This window comes from Lacipirellula limnantheis, assembly GCF_007746075.1.
Classification (GTDB): Bacteria; Planctomycetota; Planctomycetia; order Pirellulales; family Lacipirellulaceae; genus Lacipirellula; species Lacipirellula limnantheis.
In genome coordinates this window covers 1,074,512-1,088,102 of record NZ_CP036339.1, presented here as the reverse complement: position 1 = coordinate 1,088,102, position 13,591 = coordinate 1,074,512, and the positions used below count along the sequence as shown (strand labels likewise).

General features: G+C 58.3%; 6 protein-coding genes. 5 read left to right on the top strand and 1 reads right to left on the bottom strand.

Annotation, left to right across the window (positions count from 1 at the left end; all coding sequences use genetic code 11):
* Nucleotides 1-26 precede the first annotated feature (26 nt).
* From I41_RS04185 to I41_RS04170, 4 genes are all read left to right on the top strand, one after another.
* Nucleotides 27-467: a hypothetical protein gene (locus I41_RS04185; protein WP_145431196.1), complete on the top strand. Its 441-nt coding sequence runs from the start codon at nt 27-29 to the stop codon at nt 465-467.
* 865 nt (nt 468-1,332) lie between these two features.
* On the top strand, nt 1,333-1,830 hold the full coding sequence (locus I41_RS04180; protein WP_145431194.1) for an NUDIX hydrolase: 498 nt from the start codon (nt 1,333-1,335) through the stop codon (nt 1,828-1,830).
* A gap of 71 nt (nt 1,831-1,901) precedes the next feature.
* Nucleotides 1,902-2,477: a GrpB family protein gene (locus I41_RS04175; protein WP_145431193.1), complete on the top strand. Its 576-nt coding sequence runs from the start codon at nt 1,902-1,904 to the stop codon at nt 2,475-2,477.
* Nucleotides 2,478-2,669: 192 nt separating this feature from the next.
* Entirely contained in the window at nt 2,670-3,161 is a 492-nt protein-coding gene (locus I41_RS04170) for a hypothetical protein (RefSeq protein ID WP_145431191.1), read from the top strand.
* Between the two features lie 435 nt (nt 3,162-3,596).
* Here I41_RS04170 and I41_RS04165 read toward each other — a convergent pair whose 3' ends face one another.
* Nucleotides 3,597-4,067 carry an SDR family NAD(P)-dependent oxidoreductase gene (locus I41_RS04165; protein WP_210421106.1) on the bottom strand — a complete coding sequence of 157 codons (471 nt, stop codon included), beginning with the start codon at nt 4,065-4,067 and terminating at the stop codon, nt 3,597-3,599.
* Between the two features lie 121 nt (nt 4,068-4,188).
* On the opposite strand from I41_RS04165, the gene I41_RS04160 reads away from it, so the two are divergent.
* A complete protein-coding gene (locus I41_RS04160) occupies nt 4,189-13,497 on the top strand; it encodes a tetratricopeptide repeat protein (RefSeq protein WP_145431187.1) in 9,309 nt (3,102 codons plus the stop codon).
* The last annotated feature ends 94 nt before the right edge of the window (nt 13,498-13,591 follow it).

The following is a 13,591-nucleotide window of genomic DNA, read 5'->3' as shown; positions in this document are numbered from 1 at the left end:
CATTCCGCGATCTTAGCCGCAAACGCATGCTCAAGTACATCCGCTATTCATTCGCTGCTCCGTTCTTCGCCGCCAGCGTCGCGTGTCTGGCGTTGTGGGGATGGAGCAAGTGGAACGAACCTCAAATTGAAGGCTTGTTCTATTTCCGCTCCGCGAATTCCCTAAGCGCTGAGCTAAGCAACGGGCGCGCTCGCTTCGCGATTGGCGTACGGAGCAACGGTAGAAGTGGCTGGTACAGAATGTCCACCGTGATGACGGAATTGCAGTTACAAAGTGAGAGAAAATGGAACCGGAGAATGTTCAGTCTGAGAGGTCGCACCATTAAATTCCCCCTCTGGTATCCCGCCCTCGTCTTCGCCCTCGCTAGCGTTGGCGTTCTCCGCTTCCGCCGCCAGTTCTCGATTCGCTCGGCCCTAGTGGCCGCTACCGTCGTGGCGGCTTTGATCGGGATTGCGGTTGCCCTTTGATGACCAAGTACTTCCGCTACACGCTGGCTACTCTGTGCCTTGCGGCTAGCGTCGGTTGTTTGTTGCTGTGGAATTCGAGCAGGTCGGCATTTCACCTAGTCTACGGGCCATCTTTTCCTGGCAGCGGCGGCTACCAAATCAGTTGGCGTGAAGGAGTGATGGCATTTTCACTCACTTCTAAGCGCCCGCATGGAATTGGACATGACACTCACAGACTTAACCCAGACCTGCCCTCTATATCGCAGAGTGGCGAACCAAGTAAGCGAACTAGATTCGGCAAAACTGCGAACGGCGTTTACTTCCCCCTCTGGTATCCCGCCTTAATGCTCGCCCTCGCTGGCGTCGGCGTGATTCGCTTCCGTCGCCAGTTCTCGATTCGCTCGACGCTAATCGCCTTCGCCATCGTCGCCGCGCTGCTGGCCATGCAGCTAACGCTTTAACCTTTGGAGCGTGAGTGCCCCTTTGGGGTGTTGCAATTCGCGCATCCGCTTTTTGGCGGTTGCGGGTATACTCATTGGCGTCGATTCCCGTCGCAATATCGGAGACGCTGCAATGAAGCCGTTCGCCCTATTGATCGTTGGCGTCGCCCTCGGTTGGGCCGCGTCGCGCAAGTAGCCACGGCGGACGTCCGCAGCGTGTTCACGGAGCGTTCTAACTCGTTAAACAAACTAGTCGCGATGCTCCGAGAGTGCGAGCAAGTCGTCGACATTGATACGTACGGCAGGAGCTTAAGATTGAAGCAGCCTGAGGCCATCCGTTAGCATAGGCAAGCTGATCACAAGTATTCCTTTCAATATGCAGGGCTTACTGAAGAAGTTTCTGTCGAATAACAAGTTAGACATCGCAATTCAACCGGTCTTTACTCGTGCTGTCCTTCAACTCTCAGGGTGTGCAATTCAACGTCCGCGCCGCGGCCGTGATCCTGGAAGACGGCTGTCTCCTGCTCCACCGCGCTGAAGGTGACGACATCTGGGTACTTCCGGGCGGAAGGGTTGAACCTGGTGAGGCAGCTGCGAACGCCACCGCACGTGAAATGATGGAAGAAACAGGTCAGTCCATCGAGTGCGAAGGTCTGGCTTTCTGCGTGGAGAACTTCTTTAAGTGGCAAGGACAGCCTTCGCACGAACTCGGCTACTACTTCTACGCGAGCCTGCCTTCGGGCTCGCGGCTCTCGGATAAGCAGCGTTCCCACGAGGCAAGAGAGGGAGACCAACGGCTCGAGTACCGGTGGTTTGAGGTCACCGGCCTAACCAAGTTGGCCTTGTATCCGGAATTCTTGCGGACCGCACGCTTCGACAAGCAGGCACCAGCCCAGCATGTAGTGCAAGGCATCCCAGACCAGCGCCCAGCAGGCGATGCCTAACCCCTCGCTCAAGCGAGCACCGACGGCAGGGCGCTAAGCTCGAACGTTAGGCGTCACCAGAGACCCAACACATGCGAGTAGTCGTAGTTCCACCCAACGCTGGTTGGCCAGCAGAATTCACGACAGAGGCTGGGTGCCTCCTTGAAGCGCTCGCCAAGAACGTGGTCAATATTCATCACATCGGCAGCACAGCTATACCAGGCATATTCGCGAAGCCAGTCATAGACATTCTGCTGGTGGTCAGGGATCTGCGGATTCTCGATGACTCTCCACCTGTGATTGAGCGCCTTGGCTACGAGATCATGGGTGAGTTCGGCATTCCTGGACGCCGCTACTTCAGGAAGGACTCAGCGGAAGGCGTTCGAACACATCAAGTCCACGCGTTCCAAGTCGGTAGCGCAGAAATCGACCGCCACTTGGCATTCCGTGACTACATGAGATCGAACCTAAGCGCTTCGGCGTCCTACAGCAATCTGAAGCGGCAGCTCGCCGCTCAATATCCTGACGATCTTTCAGCTTACATGGACGGCAAGGACGCCTTCATCAAAGAACATGAGGCCAGAGCTTTGCGGTGGGCGCGGCAAGAGCGACGCCTAACACCTCGCTCAACCGGACCCGCAACGGCCATCGCCGTAATCCCGGGCTAAGATGATGCACCATGTGCCTTAGCCCGGGATTACGGAACCCGGCCATCGCGTCGCGGTTGCAATCGCACGCCCTCGAGCGTCGGGGAGCTGACCGTGGATCGTTAGCCGCTGGATCATTTACGGATGTCACCCAAGAATCGCAGACCAAGCCACGGTGCGGTCAAATCACCCATCACAAAAAGGCGTTTACGCATGCGACACTTATCTTCACCATTGGCATTCTCGCTGAGCCTGCCGCTGGCGATTGCCATGTTGGTTACGGCGTCTGCTGACGAGCCGGTCAGTTTGATGGATACAGTTGTGAAGTGGCGATACCCAGATGCGGAGATTGCGAATTCACGTATGTCCGATGCAGCGACGATCGCGGCGGATGCCGCACGTACAGTACCGTCGGTGGTTCTGTCCACAACGATGTCGACGAGCGACTCAGTTGAAAAGGTTCTCAAGTACTATCGCGAGTTGCTGACGCGGAATCCGGAGAACGACAAGAAGCTCGGAGTTGACCCAAAGGTTGGGAGATCGGTCGTATTCAGCGATGAGTCCGATGGACGTGATTTTGCATTTCATACCATTATGGTCAACACCGCGAACAGTTCGACAACGTTGATTGTCACTCGAGCACAAAATGAAGAACGCACCCGCATCACGTGGAAGCAGTATCTAAAGAATGAGATCGGCAGTTAACCAAGCGTTGCACGGAAGCCGGCGGTCTGATCGGTTATTGCAATCAACGCATCGCGCGCCGGCCCGTTGAGGCGAAGCGTTCAAACGGTCAACTTACCGACGATGGCAACGCTTGACGGACGAGTGATCCTCCTTAGATTCCACGATGGTCGCGTCTAGCAAACGAGGAATGATTTAGGCCGGACACGATGTCCGGCAAAACTTCGTCGTGATAATTGTCACCGGTGTCGCTCTCGCACTCCAGCCAGGCCCTAGACGGCGATTTAAGGACTAGTTTATTGAGGGGCGCTGCGAGGTCGCGCTGCACCGTTTCCTCGCAAGTGCAGGCCGCCTCGGGGCCTACAGGAGGCGTGAGCAGCGCCAACTTAATCGACAATTTCAGCCCGTCAGACTCGCCTCGCAAGTCCTGCTAGTCAACGTCGCGATGGGTGCGATTCACCACGCGATCTCGGCCCGACTGCGAAAGAACTTTCCCGTGAGTTCGCGCGGGGCCTCGTCGGCGAGCCACACCGCCGTGTCCGCTCCTTCTTCCACAGAGCGCGTCGCATCGGGACCGCCCATGTCGGTGCGGACCCAACCGGGGCACATCGAGTTAACGGCGACTCCTTCGGCCCTCAGCGCGGCCGCCAACATGATCGTGACGCCGTTCAGTGCAAGCTTGGAGAGGCAATAGCGCGGCACGTTGGCCGACATCCCATCGAGCTGCCCGTAGCCGCTGGAGACATTGATGACCCGCGGCGCAGCGGCTTTCCGCAGGTGTGAACGGCGCCCGAATAGTGCAGTGCCCGGCCAACGGCGATGGCGGTCGTGAGCGTTGGTCGCCTCAGTGCAGAACTTGCCGTAGAGTTCGGTCCGCTGGCGTTTGGGATCGTCGGGGGTGACGTAGCTATCTGGAAATCCGAACACCACCAATTGCTTCGCCGCGTCAAATTAGGATGATTGAGGAGCGGGTTCACGGATCTGGCGCAACCTCTGGTATGCTGCGTCGGATCTTTTGGTTGTGGAATCAGACCGAATGGAGACGAGGATGATGGGTCGTTCTGCGCTTGTGACTATCAGTTGGGTATGGGTTTTGTGGGCGTCTTTTGTAACTCCGCTGAATAGCTCTCAAGCGGCGGAGTTGACGGAAGCCGCGAACGTCTCTGAAAAAGCGATAAAATACTATGAGGTTTTACGCAAGCGGCCGGAGCCGGGATATCTCTTCGATCGCTTCTACAACACTTGGCTCGACGATTCGACGGCAGCCGAGCTGCAGAGTTTTCTTGTCTCGCGGGTGGAGTCAAAGTCAACTTCCGATCAGCTGCTGTTGGCCTTTTTCTTTGCCAAACAGGGGGATGACACGCGGGCGCTGGAAGAGTTTCGCAGTGCGCTGGCCGCTAATCCAGGAAGCGCCGAAGCGTGGTATCAGAAGGCAGTCGTTGAATCTCGCACGCTCGACTTCGAAAACGCCATCAGCGACTTGCGCAAAGCGCGAGAGTTGAAGCCTGAGGCAAAGCTTCAGGTTCAGATCGACAAACTTCTCGGCCGATTGCTCGTGCGGAACCGACATGTCGACGAGGCTCTCAAAGTGTGGAATGATTTGCTCGCCGCCAATCCCGCCGACGAGGACCTGGCTGAGGATCTAATCGAGCTTCACATCGACGAAGGCTTGTTCGAGCAGGCGGCGAAACTGACAGAAACGCTGCTGGCCAAGACCAAAGACCCCTACCTAGCCGTGACGCGGCGGTTGCGACTGGGCGACGTTCATCAGCGGGCCGGAAACCGCGAAGCGTCGTTGAAGGCCTATGCCAAGGCCTTGGAGGCCGTCGGTCACGACAGCTGGCTGGAGCAGGAGATTCTCGCGCAAACGGAGCAACTGTTCCGTCGCGAGGACAGTCTCTCGCAGCTAAATTCGCATTATGAGGCGCTGCTCAAGGAGCATCCAAAGCGCATTGCTCTGCATCGTCGGCAGGCGCAGTTGCTGGTCGAGTTGGGAGAGCATGACCCGGCGATCGCAGGCTATCGACAGATACTGGAGCTGACTCCCGGTGATCGAGCAAACCGAGAAGAGTACGTGGAAGTCCTGGCGAAGATCGGCAAGAAAAAAGAGGCGATCACCGAGCTGACGGAACTCTGCACGCAACATGCCGGCGATGCAGAACTGAAGTTTCGCCTAGCCACGCTCCTGCAGGACGATGGACAGGGCGATGCGGCTGCCGAGCAGATAACTGAGTTTCTCACGGCCTCCGACAAAAGTGAGTACGCCTACCTGCGGGCGGCACGGCAGTTAGAACGATTTGAACGCAAGGAAGCGGCTGCCGGCGTTTACCAGGACATGGCCGCGGCGTTCGCGGACTCTGCCTCGGCGCAGGAAGCGCATGCCGGGTTCCTGTATTCGACTGATAAGAAGCAGGAAGCCCTGGCAATCTGGCGGATGCTTGCGGAGAAGGCCGAATTGAGCGAATTGCTGCATGTGGCGCGGGCTCTGGCCACGCGAAACGAGAACGAAGCGGCGCTCGAATTGCTGCAGGCACGCGAGAAATCTTTTAGCAAGGAGCCGCTCTACTTCAGCCAACTTGCAACGACGGCGCTGGGGCTGAAAAAGCCGGAATTGGCGCTCCCGTGGACAGAGCGACGTGTGGAACTCGCCACCAGCACGTCGGAATTGGAGTCCGCCCTCGATCAAGCGGTCGCTGCAGCTGATCGGGCTAACAAGATCGAAGACTCGGCCAAGCGACTCGCCGAACTTGAGCATCCGACGGTGCAGCAGACGTGCTTGCGAGCGGAGTTGCTCGAATTGGCCGGTGACAGCGAAGCCGCTGACGCCGCGCTCAAGCCGCTGGCCGACGCGGGCGACCTACTGGCCCTGGGCGAGCAGATTCGGCTTTTCACGCAGCGTCGCGATTGGACGGCGGCCGCCGACGCAACGCGTCGCATGCTGGAACTGCCTGGAGGACGCAAAAGCATCTACGTGCGTCGGCTTGTCGAGCTCTGTCAGCGCGATTTCCAAACGGAGGAAGCGCTCAAGTGGATCGAAGAGTGGAAGCGTCTGTCGCCTGGCAGCACCACGCCCTGGACTGTCGAGGCGGGTTTGCGGCAAGGACAGGGGAAGGAAGAAGATGCGATTGCCGTGCTGAAGGCTGCCGTCCAGAAGTTTGATGGCGCCGAGGAGCTTCGCCTGCGATTGGCGCAAGTTTACTCCGAGTCCGACCATTTGGCCGATGCGGAACGGATTTACTGGCAACTCTACGAGGAGACTGAGGACGTCACCGGCAAATTGCGCTGGACGCAAGAACTGACGCGTCTGGCGGAGCAGCAAGGGAAGCTCAATCAACTGATCGAGCAGTTTGAAGAACGACGCCAAAGCAATCGGCAATCGATCGTTCCCTTGCTCGCGCTGTCGGAAGTTCACCGAACGGCGGACAACTACGAAGGACGTCGGCAGGCACTGACTGCCGCCGCGAAGATTAAGCCGGACGACTTGGAACTTCTCCACCACATTTCACGAGTGGAGGAGCAAGAAGGGGATTGGGACTCAGCGATCGCAACGCTTCAACGCGCGGCTCCGCTCGACAAAACTAACCGCACGAAGGAACGGATTGCACGTATTCATCTCAACAACGGCAACTCCGAAGAAGGTTTTGCCATTCTGTTCGAGCTGGCAGGGCGCGAGAAGGGCGACCCGCGAACGCTTGAGACGATCGCCGACGCGATGTGCGGAATCCAGGAATGGGAGCGAGCGGCCGACTTCCTCGCGTCGCGCGTAAACGATCAACCGGGCGACTATCGGTTGCGCTATCTGGCAGGCGTGACGGCCGAGGAAGCGGGACGAACGAACGACGCGATAGCGCAATTCATGTTGCTCCTCGAAGATCAGGAAGAATTGCCTGACGTCGCCAAGAAGAGCGCCCAACGCGCAGCTCAGAACCCCTATCTGGACATGATGGGTAAGATGGCTCCGCGCGAAGCAATCGATTTTTTGATGCAGTCGCAATATCGTTATCAGGCGTATATGCATCAGCAGAATCGCGGAACCCGCTTTTCGCTAAGTGGCGTCGCTGCATCGGCGAACACGATTCAAATGCCGTCCGCCGTCGACCAAGTCCGCTCGATGGCGGTGACGCACCTCATGACGATGGCGAAGCAATTGGAGGAAGATGAACTTGCCGACTTAAAGCGAAGCATGCAGTACCATGGCGTCGAGTCGGTCGACTTGATGATGCGCGTCGACATGTATCAAGGAAATATGGCGACGGAGTTGCCGGCCTATCTCGAAGAATTCCCCGAGGACGAAATTGCGCTGGCACTGATTGCTCTCAACCAACTCGGCGCTCGGTCGCCGGAACTGATCAAGCATAGCGAACATGCCTATGAGAAGTTTCGCGACTCCTATCCGCAATTAGCAATTCTGGCCGCCTTCCAGGCTGGTTTAGCGGCGGAAGAAGAACTGGCGTTAAATGAGGAAGACTCAACTGAAGCGAAATTGGAGACGCCGAACAAGCTTCTCGACGAGACGCTGGAGCTGGCTGAGTCGATTGAAGAGCCGAACTCGATGACCGTGATGCGGATCGCTCTCGCGCTTTCGGGGCAGAATGGCGGCCAAGAATCGCAATCGTTGCGCGAAGCTTACCGGCAGAAGTTCTCTGAGTTGCTGGTGAAGTGGTATCCTAAAGCACAGCAACAATCGAACCAGTACGGCTCATGGGCGTTCGTCTACATCGTTGGCGCGTTGGCGCAGGGCGATGATCCAGCCGCCTATATCGCCTTTCTGGAAGATGAACTGGCACGCGCGCGGCAGAAGGGGCGCGGCAACGCCAATCAAGCTCAGGCTCAGGCGATGCTTCGGCAGCAAATGCCGACGCTGCTGACGGGACTCGCGTTCCCGCCACAGCAACTGGCCGATTTTCCCGCAGAACTGCTCGCGGTCTTACGTTCTCCCGATTCGTCGGATCCATTCGCGCAAGTTTCTGGCCGCACGGTCGATACGGATTTTGACGCTGAGAAGGCGGCGCCTTTGGTGGCCAAGACGCGCGATCCCATCTTGCGCGTTCTGCTTGCCAATCGTTTCGAGCAGAAGGAAGTAATCGAGGCGACGCTGAGGGAAATGCTAGCCTCCGAGAAGCCGCAGCTCGACGCGTACCTACTGGCTGCGGGAAAGGCCTCTGCCGATGAGGACTACGTCCGTGCGGCGGAATTGCTCAACAAGGCGCGCTATCTCCCGATGCAGCGAGACCTTCGGTCGCGCGTCGACGCTGCAATCGTCGCAACGGTGATGTCCGCCAAGGAGGCCGATCTTATCAAAGCTGTTCCGGCTGGTTCGCCGAAAACTTCAGAAGTTGCCGCTGCGGAGAAAGAATCAGAACCGGCGACAGTCGATCAGTCGGCCGCGCTGCTCGAAGCCGGCCGCGCCGCTTGCCTGCGTTTGCGGCAGACGCGGCTCGACGCCAACCGACGGTCGGAACTGATCGCGGCAATGGAGGATCTTGGCCTCAAAAGCGAGGCGGAGAAGCTCGATCAACTCGCTGCGTCGCAGCCTGCGGCAAGCACGCCTTCGCGCGTGATTTATAGCGCGGTAGGAGCGAGACTCGGCTCAGGCGATCGCGTGACCAAGCTAGTAGCCGACGGCAAACGAGACGCCGCGGCGAAGCTTTTAGCGACGGAGGTGCTCGGTCACGCGCGACAAATGCTGTCCAATCCCGGCAACGCCAGCTACATGCGGCATCAGTTCCGACAGATCAAGACCCGCGTCTCGACGCTCGGGATGACCGACGACGTCCTCAAGGCGATGGACCCTGGAGACAATACAACGTCGCAACGGGGCGTTGAGTACGCCGTCGCCTGCGAGGCGTTTGGGCGTCCACAAGAAGCGCGTGCGACGTACGAAAAGCTTTTGGAGAAGAAGCCGAAAGACGACGTCGTACGGATGCGGTTGGTCGTGATGCTCGCCGCCACGGAGCCGAAACTGGCCGAGGAACATCTGAAGCAACTAAAGCCCACGGCCAGCATGTCGGTCGGCCAGAACCTGATGGGGACGCTGCAAGACTACGAGGCGGAGTTGGAGAGCCGCGTTGCCAGCGCAGAGATCGCAGCCATCTACCTGAAGCTTCTTGCAGGCCAACCCAACGTTCAGACTGACTGGAGCGAGGGTTTCATCCAGTCGCTCTCGCGGCAGCTTCACACGAATAATTCCGGCTCGCTTCCGTCGTTGCTTTCGACGATCGATTTGGACCGCAACAAGAGCGAAGCGATGGATAAGCTGATTGAGCGGCGTCGGGCCGCCCATGAAGCGATCTGCCTTGAGATGTTAAAGACGCCGAATGGGGCCCGGTCCGGATTCACCTTCCTACTGGCAGCCGCGGAAGCTCGGGACAAGGTGAACGACGACGAGTTCACCGCGCGAGCTGTCAAATTATTGCGGGAGGAAGCCGAAAGCCGCCCGCTTGGCGCTGCTCAACGCGTTAGTCGATATTCCTATAGCGACAACGATTCCAGTGCCGTGCGTCTACGCTCTCCAGAAGAATACCTGGTGCGTCGAGCGACGGCGACCGATTGGAAGCTGATCGACGAAGAGGTGATGCCCTCGCTGGAAAAGGGACGCGTCAAGCGAGGGGCGGAGACGTTGGCGCAAATGTCGAAGCTCTATCGCTGCGCTCCCGAAGAATTTCTCGCCGCGACAGAACAAACGCTCAAACAAGGGCAGCGCTCCCCACTCGCCCAGGATGAGTCGGCCGATCTCGCCGTCGTCGTGTCTGCTTGGAACGACCGCAAACTCGACGCCGACATCCAGCCGCAGGTGCTCGAGCGCTTGAAACGCTTGGTGAAGTCGCAGAATCACAGCCAAACGCCGCCATGCGTCGGCGATTTCGTCGCCGCCACCTATCGCCAGCGCGGCGGCGCCGCCGCGCTGGAGCTGTTAGAGGAAGTGACGACAATTTATCTCGGTCCAAAAGAAAAGCGGGAGGCGTTCGTTGCCGGCAACAACCCGCAGAACGGTTTCTCGTACGGATCGGCGACCGGACACATCTACGTCTATGGCGAGTTTATTTCAACGTTACTGCAGGACGAAACGGTGTTGCCGATCGTCATTTTCTACGTCCAAACGCTCCCCAGTTTTGGATCGATGAACAATGTCGAGCACTACGCCTACAGCGGGATGGCTAAGCTCGCCGAGCAGCCGGCTGATAAATTGATGGAAGCCTTGCGGCCGTCTCCATGGATGGCCGAATTGGCAACGTTCGATCCGCTGGACGGCGCCTCTTCGCGTCACGGCAGCGTTTCATGGCTGGCGTGGTTCCTGGAAAACATCGGTAAGGACGAAAAGGAGAAGCCGGCCTTCGCCAAGCTTGTGGCCGAAGCGAATCAGCAGCAACCGACGTTCGGGTTGGGCTTGATGAACGCCCATCTCCAAGGGAGCGAGGCGCTGTTTGATTTCTGCGCGAGCCAACTTGAAGCGTTGCAAAAACTCGACGAAGAACGGCAAACGCAGATCGCAGCGACGCTGTCGGCCCTACTGGGTGATGAAGCCCTAGAGAAGAAAGAGCTATCTGCACCCCACGCCGCCGTCCGCGATTGGTTGCGCGGCAGCAAGCAGCGCAAGTCGCAGCAATTGTTGGTTCAGCTGCGCGAGGCAAAATCACTAACCGAACTTTGCTCTGAGCCGTATGAAGCGGGCGCGTATCTGGGGCCCCACCTCAAGGACCTCGTCGCGGCAGATCTCCCAGCTGCCATCGAAGCCTACCATCGCGTGGTTGAACTGGCGCGTGACGCTCAAAAGAACAATAGCTGGAACCTGTACATAAGCAACGGCAGCACGGCTGCTGGTTACATCTTGCGGCAGGTCGCAGGTTCTCTCGATCGCGATCATTACGACCGACTTCCATTTTTGCTCGACTTATACAAGAGCGAAAAGCAGGCGTCGACGGAGTACGAATCGAGCAATAGCTACGGCGTGACCGGCGTGCTGCTCAGCAGGTTTGACGAACTCGTGAAAGCGAAGGGCAAGAAGCGAACGCCGCTCGAAGCAGTCCAGCAGATTCATGAAGAACTCGGCGAGAAGCTGGGGGGTCGGCCGTCGTCGCTTTTCGCCGATGCGTATTGCGAGTTGTGCGATCAGAAGCTTGAGAAACCCGAGGATCTGGAGGCTGTCCGCGAATGGGCGAAGTCGCAAGTCATCGGCGGCGGACGTCAGGAACTATCGACCGAGCTGTATGCCGCCGCCAGCATGGTGGAAGCGGCCAAGCTGGCCGAGAAGTCAGAAGAGAAGGCTTCCTACTTGGAGAAGTCCAACGCACCTCTCGTTGGGCCGAGCGATCATGAGAATTTCTATCGTCAGTATTACCGTTCGCTCCTGCAAAGCCAGCTGCCGCTTGTATGGCGGCTGCATCTTGCCAAGCTCCTGACAGAAATGGACGGCGACCGGCTACCGCCGGAAACTGGCAAAAGCGTCCTCGCAACGTACACGGAAGCGCTGACATCGACGAACCCGATCACTGACGAACAGCACCGTTCGATTAGTCTTTGGCTGGCGGGCGCAGCGAAGCGTGGAGAATTACCTGACGAGCGCGTTCTCTGGAGCGATGCCTGGGCCAAGCGATACTTGCGCCAGAGCGCGACAATCGACCGGCGGTTCGAATCACCCCATGAACTTAACGACAGTGACGCCTTGTGCGACGTCCTTCGCGTCTATCTGCAGCAGAACGACGACGAGCGGGTCAATCAGTTCTTCCGGAGGCACGAGTCGACGCTCGCTTCCTGCCCCCAAGTCGTTGTCATCCTGTTGCGCGCAGAGAAACCAGAACTGGCGGCGCGCTTCTTACGCACAAATTGGTCCGCCTTCTCGCTCGATTGGCCGTCGGACGACGACATGACGTTCGATGCGGCGATCGACGGGCAAACGGCCTCGTTGGCCGAGAAACTGTTGCGCGATGACGAACGGTACTTTGCCCGAGCCATGCTGGCGTCGCTGCCTGATCCTCAGCCTGCCTCGGCGGAAGACGAAAAGAAAGGCGACGACGCTGCTGAGCAGGCCGCTGACGTCGAACCAACCCCCCGCGATCTTCGGTTGCTGAAGCTGGCTGAAGAATTCAGCGGAGCCACTAAGAAAGATGAGGCGCTGCGCAATCGAACGATCGCCATCCTGGGCCAGAGCCGCGCGGCCAACGCCACACTTCAAGAGGAAATTGCCGCACAATATGCGAAGCTGTCGCTGCCGGTGACGTTTCAGCAGGACGACGATCGGCGGTGGCGGTCGGAACTCGAACTCGCATCGCGCCACTTCGACAATCGATTTGCCCAGGGGGATACGCAAGCGTTCGTCGCCGCGTTCGACGGAATTGTGGCGTCGATCGAAGGCGACAACGCCTATCAGGCCGGCGAGAAGCTCAATCCCTTGATCGAATCCTGCTACGACTCGATCAAAGTTCACGGTGAAAAGTGGACCCCTGAACAATGTGCCGCCGTGGGGCGATCGCTCCGATCATTGCTGGACGACAAGGAGTACATTTATCTCAATGAGTTCGCCAAATTCAACGCCCTGGTACTGCTGACCCACGCCAAGGGGGGGAACAGCTCGGAACTGGCGAAATGGCGGGAGGAGCTTTCGGGAAATATTCAGCGATATCTTAAGGATCGCGGCGTTGATGACGAGACGTGGACGACGCTCCGCAAAATCGCCGGCAAGCCGACTCCGGAGAATTTGCCGCAGCGGATCAAACTGGTCGAAGCGGCCGTCGCCGCTGCGGCCGATCTTGAATGGCTCAATTATCATCAGAAGACGCCGCACCACCTCTCGGGCTTTGACCGGAAATCGATTTTCACTCAGATCGTTAAGGCGAAGCTCCTATCGCGGGGCGAATTGCTGGCGTACGCCTCACGGATCGATCCGATCCCGGAACGCCATTTCATGACAAACATCACGCTTGCCGAGTGGCTGGCGGCTCAGAAGGAATACGTCGCTGCCGCGATGCTCTACGATTCGGCGCGACCGCTCGCGCCCGAGTCTTGGAAAGTTCGCCGCGCGGCGTGGGGGCTGAGGGCCGGCGAATGTTGGGCCCGCGCGGGCAATGTTGAGAATGCCCAGGCTCGCGCCGATGAAGCAGCGAAGACTGAACTGAAAGAGGCAGAGAAGGAGCGCTTGAAAGAATTGACGGAGATGATCGAGCAAAAGAAGACAGGGGGCGATGAGGACCCGCAGAAACCGAACGTCGATCAGCCCGCTGAGGCGCCGGAGGCCGTGCCGCCGAAGGCAGCGCAGCGGACTGGCGGTTTTGGGCGGACTTTGCCGTCGTTGGCGCAATCACTCGAAATTCCTTCCCGCGGTCCGGAATTCGATTCGTTCACGTGGGTGATTGCGGTATAATGCTCGGCGATTTGATTGGTTCCCGCGGCGTGCTAATCAAGTTGCTTAGTGAGAAGTTGGTTTGATTGGATTCGGCAATCGGCCAGACGGCCGG

Excerpts from the sequence above, each read along its gene's own strand:
- I41_RS04170 (WP_145431191.1), top strand. The coding sequence starts at position 2,670 with ATGCGACACTTATCTTCACCATTGGCATTCTCGCTGAGCCTGCCGCTG.
- I41_RS04185 (WP_145431196.1), top strand. The coding sequence starts at position 27 with ATGCTCAAGTACATCCGCTATTCATTCGCTGCTCCGTTCTTCGCCGCC.
- I41_RS04175 (WP_145431193.1), top strand. The coding sequence starts at position 1,902 with ATGCGAGTAGTCGTAGTTCCACCCAACGCTGGTTGGCCAGCAGAATTC.
- I41_RS04160 (WP_145431187.1), top strand. The coding sequence starts at position 4,189 with ATGATGGGTCGTTCTGCGCTTGTGACTATCAGTTGGGTATGGGTTTTG.